4 protein-coding genes and 1 pseudogene are annotated in these 23,016 nt (G+C 74.5%); 1 reads left to right on the plus strand and 4 read right to left on the minus strand.

Features of this window, described 5'->3' with window-relative positions:
• Positions 1-38 precede the first annotated feature (38 nt).
• The 4 genes and pseudogenes from ACZ63E_RS38035 to ACZ63E_RS38050 form a co-directional block, all read right to left on the minus strand.
• Positions 39-4,406: pseudogene (locus ACZ63E_RS38035) on the minus strand (type I polyketide synthase); the annotation flags it as partial.
• A 169-nt stretch (positions 4,407-4,575) separates the two neighbouring features.
• The gene (locus ACZ63E_RS38040; RefSeq protein ID WP_465341194.1) at positions 4,576-14,481 is read right to left on the minus strand and encodes an SDR family NAD(P)-dependent oxidoreductase; all 9,906 of its coding nucleotides are present in this window, start codon (positions 14,479-14,481) and stop codon (positions 4,576-4,578) included.
• A 16-nt stretch (positions 14,482-14,497) separates the two neighbouring features.
• Entirely contained in the window at positions 14,498-14,716 is a 219-nt protein-coding gene (locus tag ACZ63E_RS38045) for a hypothetical protein (protein WP_465341177.1), read from the minus strand.
• Positions 14,716-21,003, minus strand: coding sequence for an SDR family NAD(P)-dependent oxidoreductase (locus tag ACZ63E_RS38050; protein WP_465341178.1), 6,288 nt, complete (start codon positions 21,001-21,003; stop codon positions 14,716-14,718). Before ACZ63E_RS38050 ends, ACZ63E_RS38045 begins: the two co-directional genes overlap by 1 nt.
• A gap of 320 nt (positions 21,004-21,323) precedes the next feature.
• Here ACZ63E_RS38050 and ACZ63E_RS38055 point away from each other — a divergent pair, with 320 nt between their 5' ends.
• A complete protein-coding gene (locus tag ACZ63E_RS38055; RefSeq protein ID WP_465341179.1) occupies positions 21,324-23,012 on the plus strand; it encodes a flavin monoamine oxidase family protein in 1,689 nt (562 codons plus the stop codon).
• Positions 23,013-23,016: the final 4 nt, after the last annotated feature.

Genomic DNA, 23,016 nt, shown 5'->3' on the forward strand with positions numbered 1-23,016 from the left:
GTGTCCCCACTCATCGGTCGTGGTCGCGTGCACCCGGCTCAAGCGCCGAGTTGCTGGTCAATGAAGGCGAAGAGCTCGTCGTCGGACGCCGGCTTGAAGTCCGGGGCGCCCACACGGTCGGCGAGCGCGCGCAGCCGGTCGCTCACGCGGGCGTGGTCCTCGCCCGCCGGGTCGAGCCGGTCGAGGGCGGCTTCGAGGCCGTCGAGCAGGCCGTCGAGGTCCGCCGGGTCCGCCGGTTCGGGCTCGGCCAGCTCCTGCCAGAGGTACCCGGCGAGGGCCGCCGGGGTCGGGTGGTCGAACACGAGCGTGGCCGGGACGGCCAGCCCGGTGGCCGCGTCGAGCCGGTTGCGCAGCTCGACGGCGGTGAGCGAGTCGAAGCCGAGCTCGGTGAACGCGCGGTCCGGCCCGATCTTCGCCGGGTCCGGGTGGCCGAGCACCCGCGCGACGGTGTCCCGCACGAGCTGGACGAGCAGCCGCCGCTGTTCCGGCTCGATGAGCCCGGTCAGCTGTGCGCGCAGGTCGGCGACCGGCGCTTCCGGTGCCGCGGTTTCCGGGCGTGGGAGCTCGGCCAGCATCGGCGCGGTCCGGAAGCTCTCGAAGAACGCCGGCCAGTCGAAGTCGGCCACGGTCACGCACGCGTCGCCCGCGGCGATCGCCGCGACGAACTCCTCGGCGCCCGCCTCGGGGGTCATCGGGCGCAGGCCCTTGCGGCTGACGTCGACGTCCTCGGCCATGCCGCCCTCGGCCCACGGGCCCCAGGCGATCGACACCGCCGGGACACCTTCACCGCGCCACCGCGTCGCGAGGGCGTCGAGTTCGGCGTTCGCCGCCGCGTAGGCGGCTTGGCCGCCGTTCCCGAGCACCCCGGCGACGGAGGAGAACAGCACCAGCGCGTCGAGGTCATCGGTCAGCTCACGCAGGTTGTGCGCGGCGACGACCTTCGGCCGGGCGACGGCTTCGAACCGCTCCGGCGTCGCGTCGTCGAGGAGGGCGTCGTCGAGGACGCCCGCCGTGTGCACGACCACGCGCAGATCGTCGATCGCACTGACCACTGTGGACAGTGCGGCACGGTCGGCCGCATCGCAGGCGTGGATGCTGACACGCGCGCCTCGCGCTTCCAGCCGCTCGCGCAGCTCGGCCGCGCCGGGAGCGTCCGCACCGCGGCGGGACAGCAGCACCAGGTGCTCCGCCCCGGCCTGGACCAGCCGCTCGGCCACCACCGCGCCGAGCGCGCCGGTGCCGCCGGTGACCAGGGCCGTGCCGGAGGTCGTCCAGTCCGCGGACGCCGGTGCGGCCGGGACGAACCGGCGCGCGTACACACCGTCCTCGCGGATCTCGACCTCGTCCTCGGCGCCGCCGAGAACCGCCCGCAGCCGGGCGGCCGCCTCGTCGTCCGGCCGGGTGGGCAGGGTGACACAGCCACCCCAGCGCCGGGGCTGCTCGATCGCCGCGACGCGACCGACCGCGACGACGCCGGGATCGGTGGTGGCGCACCAGATCTTCGCCGGGGTGTCGCGCAGGAGGGCCGCGAGCGCGGCGCCGTCGGCCGGGAAGGCGAGGACCGGACCGTCCTGGGGCATCTCGGTCACCAGCGGTGCGCCGAGGGCCTTCGCCGCGGCTTCGGCCCAGGCGTGCCCTTCGAGGGCGTACACGGTCCAGCTCGCCTCCGGCGCCGGAGCCGGTTCGAAGGGGCGCCAGACGACTTCGTGACGCCGGGCCGGCGGGGCGCTCCGGTCCGCGGCGGCGAGCCAGAAGCGGTCCCGGCGGAACGGGTAGGTCGGCAGGTCGACGCGCGCGGCGCCGGTGCCGTCGAAGATCCGCGCCCAGTCCAGGCGGACACCGGCGGTGAAGAGCCGTGCCCGCGCGAGGTCGGCGCCCGTCACCTCGTCGTGGTCCTTGCGTTGCAGGGGAACAAAAACCCCGTCGTCGACGCAGTCGGCGGCGAGCGCGGACAGGGAGGCGTCCGGCCCGATCTCGACGAACCGGCGGACCCCGCGCGTGTGCAGCGTCCGCACGCCGTCGGCGAACCGGACGGCTTCGCGGACCTGCCGCACCCAGTAGCCGGGATCCCGGACGTCACCGACGTCGGCGACCTCGCCGGTCAGGCCCGAAACCAGCAGGATCCGCGGCTCGGCGTAAGTGACGCTCTCGGCGACGGCGCGGAAGTCCTCGAGCATGCCGTCCATCAGCGCGGAGTGGAAGGCGTGGCTGACCGCGAGGCGCTTGGCGCGCCGGTCCGGGAAGCCCGCGACCACCTTGTCGACCGCGGTTTCCTCGCCGGAGAGCACCACCGACGCCGGCCCGTTGACCGCGGCGATGCTGACGCCGTCCGGCAGGTCCAGCTCGGCTTCGGTGGCTTGCAGGGCGACCATCGCGCCGCCCGCGGGCTGGGCCTGCATCAGCCGGCCGCGGGCGGCGACCAGCCGGGCGGCGTCGTCGAGCGACCACACGCCGGCCAGGTGCGCCGCGGCCAGCTCGCCGATCGAGTGCCCGAGCAGGAAGTCCGGCTCGACACCCCACGAGCGGAGCAGCTCGGCCGTCGCGACCTCGAAGGCGAACAGCGCGGGCTGCGCGACCTCGGTGCGGTTGATCATCGCCGTGTCGCCGCAGGCGAGGACGTCGGCGAGCTGGTAACCGGTGTGCGCGTCGAGCCGCTCGGCGACGCGGGTGAAGGTCTCGGCGAAAACGGGGAACGCCCGCGCCAGCTCGCTGCCCATGGCGAGCCGTTGCGCGCCCTGGCCGGTGCACAGGAACGCGACCTTCCCGCTCCCGGCGCGGCCGGTGACGCCACGGCCTTCGACGAGGGCGTCGAGGCCGGCGTGCAGCTCGTCGCGGTCGGCGCCGGTGACCACGGCCCGGAACGGCAGCGCCGCCCGGCCGGTGGCCAGGGAGTACGCGATGTCGAGCGGGTCGCCTTCGGCGCAGCGGAGCCGCTCGGCCAGGTCGGGCAGCGCGGCCTCGCTGCGCGCGGACAGCACCCACGGGATCCGGGCGGGCGGACGGCGGTCCTCGTCGGCCGGGACCGCGTCCGGGGCCTGGCGCAGCACGACGTGGGAGTTGGTGCCGCTGATGCCGAACGACGACACGGCGGCCGCGCGCGGGCGGTCCACCGCGGGCCAGGCGCGGTGCTCGGTGAGCAGCTCGACGGCGCCGGAGTCCCACGCGACGTGCGGCGACGGCTCTTCGGCGTGCAGCGTGCGCGGCAGCTCTCCGCGGCGCAGCGCCTCGACCATCTTGATGATCCCGGCGACGCCGGCCGCGGCCTGCGTGTGCCCGAGGTTGGACTTCACCGAACCGAGGTACAGCGGTGTTTCGCGGCCCTGGCCGTAGGTGGCCAGGAGCGTGTCGGCCTCGATCGGGTCGCCGAGCTTCGTTCCGGTGCCGTGCGCCTCGACGACGTCTACGTCCGAAGTGGACAGTCCGGCGCTCGCCAGCGCGGCGCGGATGACCCGCTGCTGCGACGGGCCGTTGGGGGCGGTGAGGCCGTTGGACGCGCCGTCGGAGTTGACCGCCGACCCGGCGACCACCGCGAGCACGGGGTGGCCGTTGCGCACGGCGTCGGAGAGCTTCTCCAGCAGGAGGACCCCGGCGCCTTCCCCCCAGCCGGTGCCGTCGGCGCCCGCGCCGAACGACTTGCACCGCCCGTCCGGGGCGAGGCCGCGCTGGCGGGAGAACTCGACGAACGTGTCGGGCACGGCCATCACGGTCGCGCCGCCGGCGAGGGCGAGCGTGCACTCGCCATTGCGCAGCGCCTGCGCGGCCAGGTGGACGGCGACCAGCGACGACGAACACGCCGTGTCGACCGAGACAGCCGGGCCTTCGAAGCCGAAGCTGTAGGCGACACGGCCGGAGAGCACACTGCCGGCGGTGCCGGTGCCGAGGAACCCCTCGACGCCTTCGGGCAGCTCACCGGCGCCGGAGCCGTAGTCGTGGTACATGATCCCGGCGAACACGCCGGTGGGGCTGCCCTTCAACGCCGATGCGTCGAGCCCGGCGCGTTCGACGGCCTCCCAGCTGACCTGCAGCAGCAGCCGCTGCTGCGGGTCCATGGCCAGGGCCTCGCGCGGCGAGATGCCGAAGAACTCGGCGTCGAACTCGGCGGCGTCGTGCAGGAAGCCGCCTTCGCGCGCGTAGGACGTGCCGGGGTGGTCGGGGTCGGGGTGGAACAGCTCGGCGAGGTTCCAGCCGCGGTCGGCGGGGAACTCCGACACCGCGTCCCGGCCGCCGGCGACCAGGTCCCACAGCGCCTCGGGCGAGTCGGCGCCGCCGGGGTACCGGCAGCCCATGCCGATGATCGCGACCGGTTCCCGCGCGGCCTCGGCGAGTTCCCGGTTGCGCGCGGCCAGCCTGCTGTTCTCCTTCACCGATTCCCGCAGCGCGGCAACCAGCTCCTCGGGTGTCGCCATCAGATTCTCCGGACCGGACGAGACGGGCGAAGCTCGGGCATGCCTCGATCCTGGGCGCGCGGGCCCGGTTCCCGGCGGGCGCTTCACCACCACCCGGTAACCGGGGACCCATCCCCCGGACACGACAACGCCCGGCCGGAGGGGTCCGGCCGGGCGTCGAGGGGGCGGGTCAGTCGCGGGAGGTGGACATCGCCCGGCTGATCAGGTCGCCGACGTCGAGGTCGTCGATCGACTCCTCCGGCGCCCGGACCTCTTCGGGGTGGTCGTCGACGAGGCGGATCAGCGCCTCCAGCACCCCCAGCTCACGGAACCGGTCGAGGGACGCGCCCGCCAGGGCCCGGCGCAGCCGGCTCTCGTCCGGCACCACGACCGCCGGGAACAGCAGCGCCCCGAGGTGGGTCGCGAGGGCGGCCGGGGTCGGGTGGTCGAACACCACCGTCGCCCCCAGCGGCCGGCCCGCCGCGGCCGCGAGCCGGTTGCGCAGCTCGACCGAGGTCAGGGAGTCGAACCCCAGGTCGGTGAACGCGTGCTCCGGGTCCACTTCGGACGGCGACGCGAAGCCGAGCACCTGCGCGGTGTGTGTCCGGACCAGGTCGGCCAGCGCCTCGGCGCGGACCGCCGGGGCCAGCGACGCCAGGTCCGGCGACGCCGCCGGGGTGCTGGTCGCCGAGCGCCGCACGGGCAGCCGGACCAGGCCGGTGAGCAGGGCGGGCAGCACCCCGGCGCGAGCCTGGTCGCGCAGGCCCGCGACGTCCAGCTTGACCGGCACCGCCACCGGCCCGGCGGCGAGGTCGAACAGGACCTCGCCCTCCTCCGGGGTCAGCGCGCCGAAGCCGTCCCGGCGCATGCGGTCGACCAGCGCCGGGTCGAGGACACCGCCCATGCCGTCGGCGGCCCACAGCCCGTAGGCCAGCGACCGCGCCGGCAGCCCGTCGGTGTGCCGCTGCTCGGCGAGCGCGTCGAGGTAGGCGTTGGCGGCGGCGTAGTTGCCCTGCCCGGGCCCGCCGAGCACCCCGGAGACCGACGAGACCAGCACGAACTCCGTCAGCTCCCGGTCCCGCGTCAGCTCGTGCAGGTGCCGGGCGCCGTCGGCCTTCGGGCCGAGGACGCGGTCCAGCCGCTCGGGAGTCAACGCCGTCACGACGCCGTCGTCGAGCACACCCGCCGCGTGCACGATCCCCTTGAGGTCGGGGATCCCGGCGAGCAGTGCGGCCACGGCGTCGCGGTCGGCGACGTCACACGCCTCGACCCGCACCTCGGCGCCCAGCTCGCCCAGCCGGGCGGCCAGCTCCGGAGCGTCCGGCGCGGCGAGCCCACGGCGGCTGGTGAGCACCAGCCGCTCGACACCGTGGTGCGTGACCAGCCGCTCGGCCAGCCGCGCGCCGACGCCGCCCGTGCCGCCGGTGACCAGCACGGTGCCCGCCGGCTCCCAGTCGGGTTTGCGGCCGGGCTCGGCGCGCACCAGCCGCGGGACCTCGGCGTGGCCGTCGCGGACCCGGACGCGCGGCTCGTTCAGCGCCAGCGCCGTGTCCACATCGGACAGTGCGCCGTCCAGGACGACGAACCGGCCGGGGTTCTCCGCCTGCGCCGAGCGGACGAGGCCGGACGCGGCCGCGTCGGCGAGCCCGGTCCCGGTCTGCACGACCAGGCGGGAGCCGGAGAACCGGGGCTCGGCGAGGAACCGCTGCAGGACGTCCAGCACGGCGTGCGTGGTCTCCCGCAGGTCGCCCTCCGGCCGGGGCAGCACGACCACCGGCCCGACCGGCTCGGTGACCTCGTCCCAGCGCTGCCACGCCACCGGAGTCACCGCCGGGACGGCCACCGGGACGTGCTCGACGCGGAAGAGCGAGCGGTCCTCACCACCGCGCAGCTGGTCGCCGCTGACCGCGCGGACGACCAGTGAGCCGACGGTCAGCACCGGCGCGCCGGCGAGGTCGGTCAGGTCGACGGCGATCTCGCCGGGCCCGGTGAACCGCAACCGGGCGCGGACCGCGGTGGCGCCGCTGGCGTGCAGGCTCACGTCGGTCCAGCTGAACGGCAGCGCCCCGGCTTCCTCACCGGCGCCGAGGAACATGCCGTGCAGCGCCGCGTCGAACAGCGCGGGGTGCAGGCCGAAGCGCGCGGCGTCGTCGTGGGCCTCTTCGGGCAGCGAGATCTCCGCGTAGAGGTCGTCGCCGTGACGCCAGGCCGCTTGCAGGCCCTGGAACAGCGCGTCGTAGGCGAACCCGCGGTCGGCCAGGTCGTCGTAGAACGTCCCGAGGTCGACCGGCTCCAGGCCGTCCGGCCAGGCGAAGCCGGACGCGGGCGGGCCCGCCTCGGCGAGCACACCGGACGCGTTGAGCTCCCAGGCCTCGCCCGGGACCCGCGAGTGGATCGTGACCGCCGCCGCCGCGGTCACCGCGACCTGCAGCTCGACCGCACCGGCGGGCGGGATGACGAGCGGGGCGTGCAGGGTCAGCTCCGCCAGCCGCGGCAGCCCGGCCTCGTCGCCGGCCCGGACGGCCAGCTCGGCGAGCGCGGCGCCGGGCAGCAGCACCGTGTTGTGCACGGTGTGCCCGGCCAGCCACGGGTGCGTCGCGAGGGACAGCCGTCCGGTGAGGACGGTGCCCTCCGCCTCGGCCAGCTGCAGCCCGGCCGCCAGCAGCGGGTGCCCGGGGGTCTCGAGCCCGGCCTGGCCGAGGTCCGCGGCTCCTGCGGGGGCGAGCCAGAAGTGCTTGCGCTGGAAGGGATACGTCGGCAGTGCGACCGGCCGCGCGCCGGGCAGGACCGCGGCCCAGTCGAGCCGGACGCCCTGGACGTGCAGGGTCGCCACGGCGGTCATCGCGGTGGTGGCTTCGTCCTGGTTCCGCCGCAGCAGCGGCACCCCGGTGTCGACCAGCGCGCTGAGCACGGCGTCCGGACCGAGTTCGAGGCACTTCGCGGTGCCGAGCCGCTCGACGGCGTCGGCGAACCGGACGGTCTCGCGAACGTGCGTCACCCAGTACTCGGGGTCGGTGACGTCGGCGTCCACAGTCACCGTCGAGACGATCGGAACCCGCGGGTCATTGAACGTCAACCCGTGCACGACCTCGCGGAACTCCGCCAGCATCGGCTCCATCAGCACCGAGTGGAACGCGTGCGAGACGTCGAGACGCTTGGTCTTGCGGTCCGCGAACTTCGCCGCGACGGCCAGCGTCGGCTCCTCGGCACCGGACAGCACCACCGCGGCCGGGCCGTTCACCGCGGCCAGGGAGACGCCGTCGGTGAGGTGGTCGGCGACCTCGTCCTCGGAGGCCTGGATCGCGACCATCACTCCGCCCTCGGGCAGCGCCTGCATCAACCGGCCGCGAGCCGTGACGAGCTTGGCCGCGTCCGCCAGCGAGAGCACTCCGGAGACGTGCGCGGCGGCGATTTCGCCGATGGAATGCCCGGTCAGGACGTCCGGGCGGATGCCCCAGGACTCCACCAGCCGGAACAACGCCACTTCCAAGGCGAAGATCGCGGGCTGCGCGAACTCCGTCCGCGACAGGTCGCCGAAGTCCGGCAGCAGCGCGCGCACCTCGTCGTAGGCCGCCGCGAACACCGGGAACGCCTCGTACAGCCCTTCACCCATCCCGGCCCGCTGAGAACCCTGGCCGGTGAACAGGAACGCCAGCTTCCCCGGCTGGGGTCGCCCGATGATCCCGCGGCCGTCGGCAAGCCCTTCCAAACCGGCCTTCAGGTCGCCGACAACGGCGGCCCGGCGCTCGTGCGCGGTCCGCGTGGTGGCGAGGGAGAAAGCGACGTCCGCGTCGGCCGTGCCCACCAGGGGCAGGAGCGCCCGGGCCTGCTCGGCCAGGGCCGCGTCCGACTTCGCCGAGAGCACCCACGGCACGACACCGTGCGGGGCAGGTTCAAGTGTCGGTTCCTCGGGGACGGCCTCCAGGACGACGTGCGAGTTCGTGCCGCTGATGCCGAACGACGACACCCCGGCGCGCCGCGGACGGCCGGTCTCCGGCCAGGGCCGCGGCTCGGTCAGCAGCGAGACGGCTCCAGCGTCCCACTCGACCTCGTGCGACAACTCACCGGCGTGCAGGCTGCGCGGGAGGACACCGCGGCGCATCGCCTCGACCATCTTGATGATCCCGGCGACCCCGGCCGCGGCCTGCGTGTGCCCGAGGTTCGACTTCACGGACCCGAACCACAACGGCTCTTCGCGTTCGGCGCCGTAGGTGGCGATCAGCGCCTGGGCCTCGATCGGGTCGCCGAGCCGGGTGCCGGTGCCGTGTGCCTCGACCGCGTCGACGTCCGAAGTGGACAGTCCGGCGTCGGCGAGCGCGGCCCGGATCACGCGCTGCTGCGACGGGCCGTTCGGCGCGGTCAGGCCGTTCGACGCGCCGTCCTGGTTGACCGCGGACCCACGGACCACCGCGAGCACGGGGTGACCGTTGCGGCGGGCGTCGGACAGCCGTTCCAGCACCAGGACACCGGCGCCTTCCGACCAGCCGGTGCCGTCGGCGTCGGCGGAGAAGGACTTGCAGCGGCCGTCCGGCGAGAGCCCGCGCTGACGCGAGAAGTCGAGGAACGTCTCGGGGGTCGCCATCACGGTGACCCCGCCGGCCAGCGCCATCGTGCACTCCCCCGCCCGCAGCGCGCGGGCGGCGAGGTGCAGGGCGACCAGCGACGACGAACACGCCGTGTCCACCGACACCGCCGGGCCCTCGAGGCCGAGCGTGTAGGCGACACGGCCGGACAGGACGCTGGCCGAGGTGCCGGTGCCGAGGAACCCGGCGACGCTGTCGGGCACGCTGGCCAGCTTCGCGGCGTAGTCGTAGTACATGATCCCGGCGAACACCCCGGTGGCGCTGCCCTTCAGCGACGCCGGGTCGAGCCGGGCGCGCTCGCACGCCTCCCAGCTGACCTCCAGGAGCAGCCGCTGCTGCGGGTCCATCGCGAGCGCTTCGCGGGGCGAGATGCCAAAGAACTCCGGGTCGAACTCGCCCGCGTCGTGCAGGAAGCCGCCGTGCCGCGTGTAGGTCTTGCCGGGCAGGCCGGGCTCGGGGTCGTACAGCGCGTCGACGTCCCAGCCGGGCCGGCCGGGGAACGGCGAGATCGCGTCGGTGCCCGCGTCGACGAGGTCCCACAGGTCTTCGGGCGAGCGGACGCCGCCGGGGTACCGGCAGGCCATCGCGACGATGGCGATCGGCTCGTCGGCCGCACCCCGGCGCGGTGCGGTCACGGCGGCCTTCTTCTCCTCGCCGCCGAGCAGCTCACCGGTGAGGAACCGCGCGACGGCGGCCGGGGACGGGTGGTCGAACACGAGGGTCGCGGGCAGCCGCAACCCGGTCTCGGTGCTCAGTTCGTTGCGCAGCTCGACGGCGGTGAGCGAGTCGAAGCCGAGCTCGGTGAACGGCCGGGACGCCTCGACGGTGTCCGCGCCCGCGCGGCCGAGCACGGCGGCGACCCGGGCCCGGACCAGGTCGGTCAGCGCCGGTTCGCGGTCGCCCTCGGGCAACTCCGCCAAGCGCTTGACCAGCCCGTTCGTCTCCGCGCCGCGGGCGGCGGTCCGCCGGGTCCGCACCCGGACGAGGCCCCGCAGCAGTGGCGGGACGGTCCCGGCCTTCCGGACGGTGGCCAGGTCCAGGCGGACGGGGACGAGCAGCTCGCCGCCGTCGGCCAGGGCCGCGTCGAAGAGGGCCAGGCCTTCGGTGACGTCGAGGGCGCCGAAGCCGTCCCGGCCGATGCGGTCGCGGTCGGCGCCGGCCAGGCCGGCGCCCATGCCGTGCTGCCACAGGCCCCAGGCGAGGGACTGCGCGGGCTTTCCGGCGGCGCGCCGCTGCCGGGCGAGAGCGTCGAGGGCGGCGTTGGCCGCCGAGTAGGCCGCCTGGCCGGGCGAGCCGAAGACCCCGGCGATCGAGGAGAACAGCACGAAGAAGCCGAGGTCGCCGGCGAGCTCGTCGAGGACCTGGGCGGCGGTGGCCTTGGCGCGGAAGACACCTTCGAGGCGCTCGGGCGTCAGGGCGGTGAGGACACCGTCGTCGAGGATCCCGGCCGCGTGGACGATCCCGGTCACCGGCTCCCGTTCGAGGAGGGCCCGGACCTGGTCGCGGTCGGCGACGTCGGCGGCTTCGACCCGCACGGTGGCGCCGAGTCCGGTGAGCTCGGCGGCCAAGGCCTCGGCGCCCGGTGCGGCCGGACCACGGCGGCTGACGAGCAGCAGGTTCCGGACGCCGTGGGTCGTGACCAGGTGCCGGGCCAGCTCCGCGCCCAGGCCCCCGGTGCCGCCGGTGACGAGCACGGTTCCGTCGGTGTCCACAGTGGACCCTTCGGACGCCGTGGCGCGGGCGAGGCGCGGGGCGAAGAGCTTGCCGTCCTGGACGTGGACCTCCGGCTCGCCGGTGGCCAGCGCCGCGTCGATGTCGGCACGGCCGCCGTGGAGCAGGACGATCCGGTCCGGGTTCTCGGCCTGCGCGGTGCGGACCAGGCCGTCGGCGGCGCCGCCGGAGGTCAGGACAACGAGCACACCGTCGTGGTCGGCGGCCAGGAACTGCTGCACCGCAAGGAGCGTCGCGGTCACCGGGTCGGCGCCGGGCACCTCGAAGACGTCGGCGACGGTCACTTCGGCCGTGCCTGCCGGAACGGGGGCGAGCTCGACGCGGTAGAGGCCGTCGCGGGCCGGAGCCGCCGCGGGGGTCACCGCGCGGACGCTCAGGCCGCCGATCGACGCGACCGGCGCGCCGGTGCCGTCGGCGAGGTCGAAGGTGAAGCCCTCCGCCGTGGGGCGGGCGTGGACCCGCAGTTCGGTCGCGCCGCGGGCGTGCAGGACGACGTCACGCCAGGCGAACGGGACCGAGCCCTGGTCGTCTCCGCCCGGGACGGCGGTGGCCTGGAGCGCCGCGTCGAGCAGCGCCGGGTGGAGGCCGAACTTCGCGGCCTGGTCCGGGTCTGGGAGGGCGACTTCGGCGAAGATCTCGTCGCCGCGGCGCCAGACCCGGCGCAGGCCCTGGAACAGCGGGCCGTAGGCGAGCCCGGCGGCGGCGAGCCGGTCATAGGCGTCACCCAGCTCGACGTTGTCGGCCTCCGGCGGCCACGCGGCCGGGAAGGCGGAGCTTTCACGTGAAAGCTCGGGGGCGTCGAGGGTGCCGGTGGCGTGGGTGGTCCACGGGTGCTCCGGCAGGCGCGAGTGGATCGAGACCGGACGGCGGCCCTGCTCGTCGGCCGCGCCGACCACCACCTGGACCTCCGGCGCGGTGCCGGGGTCGAGCGCGAGGGGCTCCTGCAGCACGAGCTCTTCCACGCCGCCGCAGCCGGTTTCGTCGGCGGCGCGGACGGCCAGCTCGGCGAACGCGGTGCCGGGCACCAGGACCCGGCCGGCGACCACATGGTCGGCCAGCCACGGGTGCCGGTCCAGGGAGAGCCGGCCGGTGAGCAGCAGGCCGTCGTGGTCGGCCACGGACACCGCGGCACCCAGCAGCGGGTGGTCGGCGGCGGCCAGACCGGCCGAGGTGACGTCGGCTTCGTCGTCCTGGGCGAGCCAGAAGTGCTCGTGCTGGAAGGGGTAAGGGGGCAGCTCGGTGAACCGGCCACCGCCGCCGAAGTAGGCCGTCCAGTCGACGGGCACACCCTGGGTGTGCAGCGCGCCGACGGCGGTGACCGCCTGCGTCGCCTCGTCGTGCCCGCGCCGGAGCAGGGGCACGCCGTTGTCGACGAGCGCGCTGAGGACGCCGTCGGGGCCGAGCTCCAAGAACTTCGTGATGCCGTTCAGGCGGCCGGTCGCGTCGGCGAACCGGACGGTTTCGCGGACGTGGGTGACCCAGTAGGCAGGGTCGGTGAAGTCGGCGTCCGGCGTCACCGTCGATTCGATCGGGATGCGCGGGCGGCTGAACGTCAGGCCGCGGACCAGCTCGCCGAACTCCTCGAGCATCGGCTCCATCAGCACCGAGTGGAACGCGTGCGAGACGTCGAGCTGTTTGGTCTTGCGGTCGGCGAACCGCGCGGCGAGCGCGAGTGTCGGTTCCTCGGCGCCGGACAGGACAACCGACGACGGGCCGTTCACCGCGGCCAGGGAAACACCGTCGGTGAGGTGCTCCACGACCTCGGCTTCGGAGGCTTGTACCGCGACCATGACCCCGCCCTCGGGCAGAGCCTGCATCAACCGGCCCCGCGCGGTGACGAGCTTGGCCGCGTCCTCGAGCGACAGCACGCCGGACACGTGGGCCGCCGCGATCTCGCCGATCGAGTGCCCGGCCAGCACGTCCGGCCGCACCCCCCACGACTCCACCAGCCGGAACAGCGCCACTTCGAGGGCGAAGATCGCCGGCTGCGCGAACTCGGTGCGGGACAGGTCACCGAAGTCCGGCAGGAGCGCGCGGACCTCGTCGTAGGCGGCCGCGAAGACGGGGAACGCCTCGTACAGGCCCTCACCCATCCCGGCTCGCTGCGAACCCTGTCCGGTGAACAGGAACGCGAGCCCGCCCTCGCTGACCCGGCCGGTGGTACCGCGGCCTTCGGCCACCTCGGCCAAGCCAGCCGACAGCGTCTCCCAGTCCGCGCCGGTGACCACCGCGCGGTACGGCAGCGCCGCCCGGGCCGTGGCCAGCGTGTGCGCGGCATCGGCCGGCTCGGCCGGCCGGGCGGCCAGGAGCCGCGCGGCCTGCGCGGCGAGTGCCGGTTCCGTCGCCGCGGACAGCAGCAGCGGAACAACCGCGGGCGCCGCGGTGGCTTCTTCGGCGACGGCGTCGGGAGCCTGCTCCAGCACGACGTGCGAGTTGGTGCCGCTGATCCCGAACGACGACACCGCGCACCGGCGCGGCTCCCCCGCAGTCGACCACGGCGTGCGCTCGGTCAGCAGCGACACCGGCCCGGCGGCCCAGTCGACCTCACGGCTCGGCGTGCCGACGTTCAGGGTCGGCGGCAGGACACCGTGGCGCATCGCCTCGACCATCTTGATGATGCCCGCGACCCCGGCCGCGGCCTGGGCGTGCCCGAAGTTCGACTTGACCGAGCCGAGGAACAGCGGCCGGTCGCGGTCGGCGCCGTAGGTCGCCAGCAGCGCCTCGGCTTCGATCGGGTCGCCCAGCCGGGTCCCGGTGCCGTGCGCCTCGATCGCGTCGACGTCCGAAGTGGACAGTCGCGCGTCGGCGAGTGCGGCTCGGATCACGCGTTGCTGGGACGGGCCGTTCGGCGCGGTGAGGCCGTTGGACGCGCCGTCGGAGTTCACCGCCGTGCCGCGCACGACGGCGAGGATCCGGTGCCCGTTGCGCTGGGCGTCGGACAGCTTCTCGAGCACCAGGACGCCGACACCCTCGGCCCAGGCGGTGCCATCGGCGTTGTCGGAGAACGACTTGCACCGGCCGTCCGGGGCGAGACCGCGCTGGCGCGCGAAGTCGACGAAGATGCCGGGCGAGGCCATCAGGTTGACCCCGCCGGCGAGGGCGAGGGAGCACTCCCCCGCCCGCAGCCCGCGCACGGCCGCGTGCACAGCGACCAGCGAAGACGAGCACGCCGTGTCGATCGACACCGCCGGGCCCTCGAGGCCGAGCTGGTAGGCGATCCGTCCGGAGTGGACACTGCAGGTGGTGCCGGTGAGCAGGTAGCCGTCGACCGCGTCGCCGGGGTTGTGCAGACGGGGCCCGTACTCCTGCGCGGACACGCCGACGTAGACGCCGGTGGCGCTGCCGCGCAGCGCGGCCGGGTTGATGCCGGAGTGCTCGACGGCCTCCCACGACGTCTCCAGCAGCAGCCGCTGCTGCGGCTCCATGGCGAGGGCCTCGCGGGGCGAGATGCCGAAGAACTCGGCGTCGAACCCGCCCGCGCCGGGCAGGAAGCCGCCGGTGCGCACGTAGGTGGTGCCGCGGTGGTCGGGGTCGTCGTCGAAGAGGCCGGTGGTGTCCCAGCCGCGGTCGGCCGGGAACTCGCCGATGCCTTCGCGGCCGGCGTCGACGAGGTCCCAGAGCGCCGCGGGCGAGTCGGCGCCGCCGGGGAACCGGCAGGCCATGCCGACGATCGCGACCGGCTCGTGCCGGCCGGACTCGACGTCGCGCAGCCGTTCCCGCGTGCGGTGCAGGTCGCCGGTGACGCGCTTGAGCAGGTCCAGCAGCTTCTCTTGGTCCGCCATCATTCCCTCACTGTGGTCAGAAGATCTCGTCGGCGAGGAAGTCGAAGACCTTGTCGACGGCGGCGTCGAACAGCAGGTCGTCGAACTCCTTGTCGCCGTCCGCGGACGCGTACTCCAGCAGCAGCTTCTTCAGCGGCTTGGCGACCTTCTTGCGCTCCTTGGGTTTCAGCGCGCGCAGGCTCTTGCCGAGCGCGTCGATCTCCGCCCGCACCCGCTCGACGTCCTTCTCCGCCATCAGGAGATCCCGAGCTCGGTCGCGAGGAAGTCGACGACCTCGTCGGCGCTGGCGTCCTCGAGCCGGCCGCCGACGTCGGACCCGGTCGTGGTGACGCCGTCGAGCAGCTGCCGCAGCCGCGCGGCGATCCGCCCGTCGTCGGCCACGGCCGCCAGCCGGGTCCCCAGGCGCTCGAGCTCGGCGAGCACCGCGTCGGCGGCGTCCACCTCCGGCGGCGCGAGCTCGGCGAGCAGGTGCGCGGCGAGCGCGGCCACGGTCGGGTGGTCGAACACCGCGGTCGCCGACAGCCGCAGGCCGGTGACGGCGTTCATCCGGTTGCGCAGCTCCACCGACGTCAGCGAGTCGAAGCCGAGGTCCTTGAACGCGCGGGCCGGGTCGATCGCGCCGCCCGCTTCGTGGCCGAGCACCGCGGCGGCGTTGTGCCGCACGAGGTCGACGACGACGCTCCGGCGTTCGTCGTCCGGCAGTGTGGCCAGCCGTTCCCGCAGGCCGGTCTCCTGGCGTGCGGTGGTCACGGCCCGGCGGGTGATGACCTTCGCGAGGCCCCGCAGCACCGGCGCGACCTCGGTGGTGCGGGCGTGGGCCCGCAGCGCGGCGCGGTCGAGCTCGATCGGCAGCACCGTGGTGAAGCCGCCGGCGAGCGCGGCGTCGAAGAGCTTCAGCCCGGTCTCCGCGGTGAGCGCCGGCAGTCCTTCGCGGGCCATGCGGTCGACGTCGGTGTCGGCCAGCCCGCTGCCCATGCCTTCCCGCCACAGGCCCCACGCCAGCGAGACGGCGGGCAAGCCCTGCTCCCGCCGGTGTTCGGCGAGCGCGTCGAGGAAGGTGTTCGCGGCCGCGTAGGACGCCTGCCCGGCCGAGCCGACGATGCCGGACACCGACGAGTAAAGCGCGAACAGGGCGAGATCGTGGTTCTTCGTCAGCTCGTGGAGGTGCCAGGCCGCGTCCGCCTTGGGGCGCAGGACCCCCGCGAGGCGCTCCGGGGTGAGCGAGGTCAGGATGCCGTCGTCGAGCACCCCGGCGGTGTGCACCACGCCGGTGAGGTCGACGTCCTGGAGCAGCGCGGCCACGGCGTCGCGGTCGGCGACGTCGCAGGCCACGACGTCCACCTGCGCGCCCAGCCCGGTCAGCTCGGCGCGCAGCTCCGCCGCGCCCGGGGCGGCCGGGCCGCGGCGGCTGGTGAGCAGCAGCTTCCGCGCGCCGTGGGTGGTCACCAGGTGCCGGGCCACGAGCGCGCCCAGCCCGCCGGTGCCGCCGGTGACGAGCACGGTCCGCCCGGGGTCGAGCGCGCGCGGGATCGTCAGGGCGATCTTGCCGATGTGCTTGGCCTGGCTGAGGAACCGGAACGCCTCCCGGGCCCCGCGGACGTCCCAGGTCCGCACCGGCAGCGGGGTCAGGGCGCCGGCGGCGAACAGCTCGGTGAGCGCGTCCCAGATCCGCGCGGTCCGCTCGGGGCCCGCCTCGATGAGGTCGAACGCCCGGTAGCCGGGGCCTTCGCGGACGTCGGTCTTGCCCATCTCGAGGAACCGCCCGCCGGGCGCCAGCGTGCGCATCGACGCGTCGACGAAGTCCCCGGCCAGGGCGTTGAGCACGACGTTGATGCCGCTGAACCGCTCTTCGAACTCCAGGGTGCGGGAGGACGCGATGTGGTCGTCGTCCAGCCCGGCCGCGCGCAGGACGTGCTGCTTGCCCTCGCTCGCCGTGCCGTAGACCTCGGCGCCCAGGTGCTGAGCGAGCTGTGTCGCGGCCATGCCGACCCCACCGGCCGCGGAGTGGACGAGGATCGACTCCCCGGCTTGGAGCTGGGCGAGATCAACGAGGGCGTAGTACGCGGTCAGGAACACCAGCGGGGTGGTCGCGGCTTGCTCGTCGGTCCAGCCGTCCGGGACGCGGGTGAGCATCGGGCGCTCGCCGACGGCGACCGGGCCGATGCCGCCGTGCACCATGCCCATCACCCGGTCGCCCGGCGAGAGGTCGGTGATCGCGGCGCCGGTCTCGAGGACGGTGCCGGCGACCTCGCAGCCGAGCGGCCCGGCCTCGCCGGGGTACATGCCGAGGACGTTGAGCACGTCCCGGAAGTTCAGCCCGGCGGCGCGCACCGCGATGCGGACGTCGAGGGGGCCCAGCTCCGGCTCGTCGGCGTCCGTCAAGACCAGGTGGTCGACCGTGCCTTCACCGGCCTTGTCCAGCCGCCACGGTCCTTCGGGCGGCAGGAGAACTCCGCCCGCTTCGGCGATCCGCGGCACGAGCGGGACGCCGTCGCGCACCGCGACCTGCGGCTCACCGGTGCCGACAGCCAGGGGCACGTCGGCGAGGTCACCCTCGACCACGACGAACCGGCCCGGGTGCTCGGCCTGGGCACTGCGGACCAGGCCCCAGACCGCCGCGGCCGCCGGGTCCTGCTGTCGCGTGTGGACGACCAATGTGGACTCGTCGCGTGTCACCCAGTCCTGGAGCGCTTCGAGGACCTGAGCGGTCGCCCGGTGGGTGGCGGTGACCGGGTCGCCGTCCGTCTCGACGGTCAGCACGGCCGCCGGCTCGACGGGCTCCGCCGCCCGCACCGGGACCCAGTCCACCGTGTACAGCCCGGACGGCAGCTCCCGGCTCCGCGCGGCGGGCCGCCGGACGACCAGCGCGTCGACGCTCAGCACCACCTCGCCGGCGTCGTCGGCCGCGACCAGCGACACGGTGTCCCCGGCCTGGAACGACAGCCGGACGCGCAACGACTTCGCGTCGCTCGCGTGCAGCCGGACCCCGGACCAGGAGAACGGCAGGCCGCCCGCGGACTCGGCGGACTCCCGCAGGAAGAGCGCGTGCAGCGCGGAGTCCAGCAGCGCCGGGTGCATCCCGAAACCGCCTTCGGGCACGGAAACCTCGGCGTAGACGTCGTCGCCGTCCACCCAAGCGGCCTGCAGACCACGGAAAACGCCGTCGTACTCGAAGCCCGGCAGGTTGTCGTAGTCCAGCTCCCGGGCCTCCCCCGGCGGCGGCCACGGCACCGACCCCGAGCTTTCACGTGAAAGCTCCGCCAGGGTGCCGGTCGCGTGGCGAGTCCAGTCGTCGGCGGTCTCGGGGCGCGAGTGGATGGTGAGCGTGCGGCGGCCGCCCTCCTCGGGTGAGACGACCACCTGGACCTCGGCGGGAGCCGAGAGCACGAGCGGCGCGCCCAAGGTCAGCTCCTCGACGGCCGGGCAGCCGGTCTCGGCTCCGGCGTGCAGCGCGAGCTCGAGAAAACCCGTGCCCGGGAAGAGGATCTCACCGCCGACGCGGTGCCCGGCGAGCCACGGCTGGTCGGCGGCCGACAGCCGCGCGGTGAAAACGGTGTCGCCGTCGGCGACCGGGACGACGGCGCCCAGCAGCGGATGGTCCGCGCGCCGCAGGCCCAGCCCGCGCGCGTCCGCGGCCGAACCCGCCGTCAGCCAGAACCGCGACCGCTGGAAGGGGTAGGTGGGGAGGTCGATCCGCCGCCCTCCCGGGGCGAGGGCGGCGAAGTCGACGTCCACCCCGCGCACGTGGGCGGTGCCCAGCGCGGCGAGGAGCTCGGGGACCTCGGGGCGGTCGCGGCGCAGCAGCGGCCGGGCGACCCCGGCGTCGACCAGCGCGGACAGCACGCCGTCCGGACCCAGCTCCAGGTAGGTGCCGCAGCCCGCCGCGCCCAGCGTGCGGGCGGCGTCGGCGAACCGGACAGCGGCCTCGACGTGCCGGACCCAGTAGTCGGCGGTGTCGTGGCCGCCGATCTCCCCGGTGACCGTCGAGACGATCGGCAGAGCGGCCGGCCGGTAGGCGGCCAGGCGCGCGATCCGGCCGAACTCCCCGACCATGTCCCGCATCAGCGGCGAGTGGAACGCGTGGCTGACGTTGAGCCACTTCGTCTTGCCGTCGAAGCCGGCGAGCGCGGCGCGCAGGACCTCGGCGTCACCGGAAAGGACAACGGCCTCTTCGTCGTTGACCGCGGCGATCCCGGCGCGGTCCTCGTGGCCCGCCAGCAGCGCGCGGGCCGTCTCTTCCGACGCCCGCAGCGACACCATCGCGCCGCCTTCGGGCAGCTGCCGCATGAGCCGGCCGCGCGCGGTGACGAGCATCGCGGCGTCGGCCAGCGAAAGCACCCCGGCCACGTGCGCGGCCGCGAACTCGCCGACCGAATGCCCGCACAGGTACGCCGGGGTCACGCCCCAGCTCTCCAGCAGGCGGTACAGCGCGACTTCCACCGCGAACAACGCGGGCTGCGCGTAGTCGGTGCGGTCCAGCAGCTCCGAACGCCCGAAGACGACGTCCCGCAGCGGGACGTCCAGCTGGAGGTCGGCGTGCGCGCAGACCTCGTCGAACGTGTCGGCGTAGACGTCGAAAGCGTCGTACAGCTCGGCGCCCATCGTGACCCGCTGCGCGCCCTGGCCGGTGAACAGGTAGGCGAGGTCCGCCGCCTCCGGCAGCGGGCCGCCCCGCAGGACACGCTCGTCGAACGCGGTCAGCGCGTCCACGAGGCCCGCGGGGTCGGGAGCCACGACGAACGCGCGCTCGGGCAGGGTCGCGCGGGAGCGAGCGAGGGAGAAGGCGAGGTCGGCCGGGTGCGCGTCGACGGCGGCGAGCTGCTCGGCCTGGGCCCGCAGCGCGTCCGGGTCGGCGGCCGAGAAGGCAAGCACGATCGGCGACGGCACCGGCGGCTCGGGCTCGGCGGGCTCCGGCAGCGGCGGCTCTTCGAGGATCAGGTGGGCGTTCGTGCCGGAGATGCCGAACGACGACACCGCCGCGCGCCGCGGCTGCTCACCCCGCGGCCAGGCCACGGGCTCGGTGAGCAGGGAGACCGCGCCGGCCGTCCAGTCGACGGCCGGGGTCGGCACCTCGGCGTACAGGGTCCGGGGCAGCCACTCGTGCCCGAAGGCCTCGACCAGCTTGATGACGCCGGCCGCGCCCGCCGCGGCCTGGGTGTGCCCGAGGTTGGACTTCACGGAACCGAGCCGCAGCGGTTCGGCACGGTCTCGGCCGTAGGTGGCCAGCAGGGCCTGCGCCTCGATCGGGTCGCCGAGGGTGGTGCCGGTGCCGTGCGCCTCGACGACATCGACGTCCGAAGCAGCCAGTCCTGCGTCGGCGAGCGCGGCCCGGATCACGCGCTGCTGCGAAGGCCCGTTCGGCGCGGTGAGGCCGTTCGACGCGCCGTCGGAGTTCACCGCGCTGCCGCGGACCACGGCGAGGATCGGGTGCCCGTGCCGGCGGGCGTCGGAAAGCCGTTCCAGGACGAACATCCCGGCGCCTTCGGCCCACGCCGTCCCGTCCGCGGCGGCCGAGAAAGGCTTGCAGCGGCCGTCCGCGGCCAGGCCGCGCTGGCGGGAGAACGCGACGAACGGCCCCGGCGTGCCGAGCACGGCGACCCCGCCCGCCAGCGCCAGGCTGCAGTCGCCGGCCCGCAGCGCGCGCACGGCGAGGTGCATCGCCACCAGCGACGCCGAGCACGCGGTGTCGACGGTCAGCGCGGGGCCCTGCAGGCCGAGGGTGTAGGCGATCCGGCCGGAGACGACACTCGGGGCGCTGCCGGTGAGCAGGTGCCCGTCGAGGCCGTCGGGCGCGTCGGCCAGCCGGGTGCCGTACTCCTGTGGCTCGGCGCCGACGAACACCCCGGTCGGGCTGCCCGCCAGGCTCCCCGCGTCGATCCCGGCGCGCTCCAGGGCCTCCCACGCCGTCTCCAGGACGAGGCGTTGCTGCGGGTCCATCGCCAGCGCCTCGCGCGGCGAGACACCGAAGAACCCGGCGTCGAACTCGGCGGCGTCGTGCAGGAAACCGCCGTGGCGAACATAAGTCCGGCCCGGCGTGCCCGGTGTCGGGTCGTACAGGCCGTCGACGTCCCAGCCGCGGTCGTCCGGGAACTCGGAGATGACGTCCCTGCCGTCGTCCACAATGGACCACACGTCGGCCGGGGAGTGCGCGCCGCCGGGGAACCGGCAGCCGATCCCGACGATCACCACCGGCTCCGCGGTGTCCCCTGTGGACACCGACGCGGCCGCCGCGGAACCACCGCCGTACAGCGTTTCGTCGAGGAAGTCCGCTACCGCCTCCGGTCCGGGGTGGTCGTAGGCCAGCGTCACCGGCAGGTCGGCGCCGGTCTCGGCGCTCAGCCGCTCGTGCAGGCGCACGGCGAGCAGCGAGTCGAAGCCGAGGTCGGCGAACGTGCGGCCGGCCGCGGGCGCCGGCCCGTCCAGCACCGCCGCCGTCGCGCGCCGCACCAGGCCGAGCAGCGTCCGCCGCCGCTCGGGCCGTGGCCGGCCTTCCAGCCGCCGCAGGGAATCCAGCTCGCTCATGCGCGCACTCGCCACCTCGGGTCGCCCGGCTCAGGGATCTCAGCGGCCAAGGTAGCCACGCCTGGCGTGGTGCCCCGGGGGAACTGTTCCACGCCCCGGTAACCGGCACGGAGTTTCCGGGCCGTGGGCGAGGAGTGGAAAAGGTATCCGGGCGCCGGCGTGCCGAATCGATAACGTGGCCCTCGGCGAACCGGATTTCAGCGCCGAGACCCGTGGCCGCACAGGCCGCGTCCGGCGACAGCGAAGGCATCCCTTCCCGGCGGCGTGGCCGGCCACGGGATGCCCGCGCGACGCCAGAACCCGAGCCGGAGGTAACGCCGATGACCATGTCCCCCGTTGAAGAACGCACACGGCCCGGCCTGCGGGCCGAGGCGGGTTCGGCGAGCATGCTGTGTCCCGACTTCCCGTTCGCCTACGACGACTGGGTCAAGCACCCCGCCGGCCTGGGCCGCGTGCCGGAGCACGCGCACGGCACCGAGGTCGCCGTGATCGGCGGCGGGCTGTCCGGGATGGTGGCCGCCTACGAGCTGATGAAGCTCGGCCTGAAGCCGGTGATCTACGAAGCCGAGCAGCTCGGCGGCCGGATGCGCTCGGTCACCCTCGACGGGTACCCCGACGCCGTCGCGGAGCTGGGCGCGATGCGCTTCCCGCCGTCGGCCGGCACGCTCTTCCACTACATCGACAAGCTGGGGCTGCAGACCACGCCGTTCCCCAACCCGCTCTCGGCCGCTTCCCCGAGCACGGTGATCAACCTGCACGGCGAGAGCCACTGGGCCCGCACGTCGGCCGACCTGCCGTCGGTCTACCGGGACGTCAACGACGCCTGGACGAAGACCCTGCAGGAGCAGGCGGACATGTCGCTGCTCGAGGACGCCATCCGGCGCCGCGACTTCGCGACCATCAAGGCGCTGTGGAACCACCTGGTGGCCAAGTTCGACAACGAGTCGTTCTACGGCTTCCTGACCTCGTCCCCGCTGTTCTCCTCCTTCGAGCACCGCGAGATCTTCGGCCAGGTCGGCTTCGGCTGCGGCGGCTGGGACACCGACTTCCCCAACTCCGCGCTGGAGATCCTGCGGGTCATCGCCACCGACACCAGCGACGAGCACCACCGCATCCTCGGCGGCTGCCAGCAGCTGCCGCTCGGGCTGTGGGCCGACGAGCCGGCCGACCTGGAGTACTGGCCGGTCGGGACGTCGCTGGCGAAGCTGCACGGCGGCGAGCCGCGTCCCGGCGTCGTGCGGATCGACCGCACCGGCCGCGGGTTCACGATCGAGGACTCCGGCCGCGGCGTGCGCACCTACCCGGCGGCGATCTTCGCCGCGCAGAACTGGAACCTGCTCTCCGGCATGAAGGCCGACGAGGACCTGCTGCCCCAGCCGGTGTGGACCGCGCTCGAGCGCACCCACTACATGGGCGCGTCGAAGCTGTTCGTCATCACCGACCGCCCGTTCTGGCTCGACCAGGACCCGGCCACCGGCCGCGACGTCATGAGCACCACCCTCACCGACCGCTTCCCGCGCGGGGTCTACCTCATCGAGAACGGCCCCGACGAGCCCGGCGTGATGCTGCTGTCCTACACCTGGAACGACGACTCGCTGAAGGTCGCGTCGCTGGGCGCCGAGGAGCGCCTCGACGTCATGCTCGACGCGCTCGCGAAGATCTACCCCGGGGTCGACATCCGCTCGCACATGATCGGCCCGCCGATCGCCATCACCTGGGAGACCCAGCCGCACTTCAAGGGCGCGTTCAAGTCGTGCCTGCCCGGCAGCTACCGCTACCAGCGGCGGCTGTTCACCCAGTTCATGCAGCGGGACACCGCGCCGGACCACCGCGGGTTCTTCCTGGCCGGCGACGACGTCGCGTGGATCGCCGGGTTCTCCGAGAGCGCGGTCACCACGGCGCTGAACGCCGTCTGGGGCGTCGTCGGGCACCTCGGCGGCGGCACCCACCCGGAAAACCCCGGTCCCGGTGACGTCTTCGACGAGATCGCCCCGGTGAGCCTCGACTGACCAG

It is taken from the genome of Amycolatopsis sp. NPDC104819 (genome assembly GCF_055583145.1).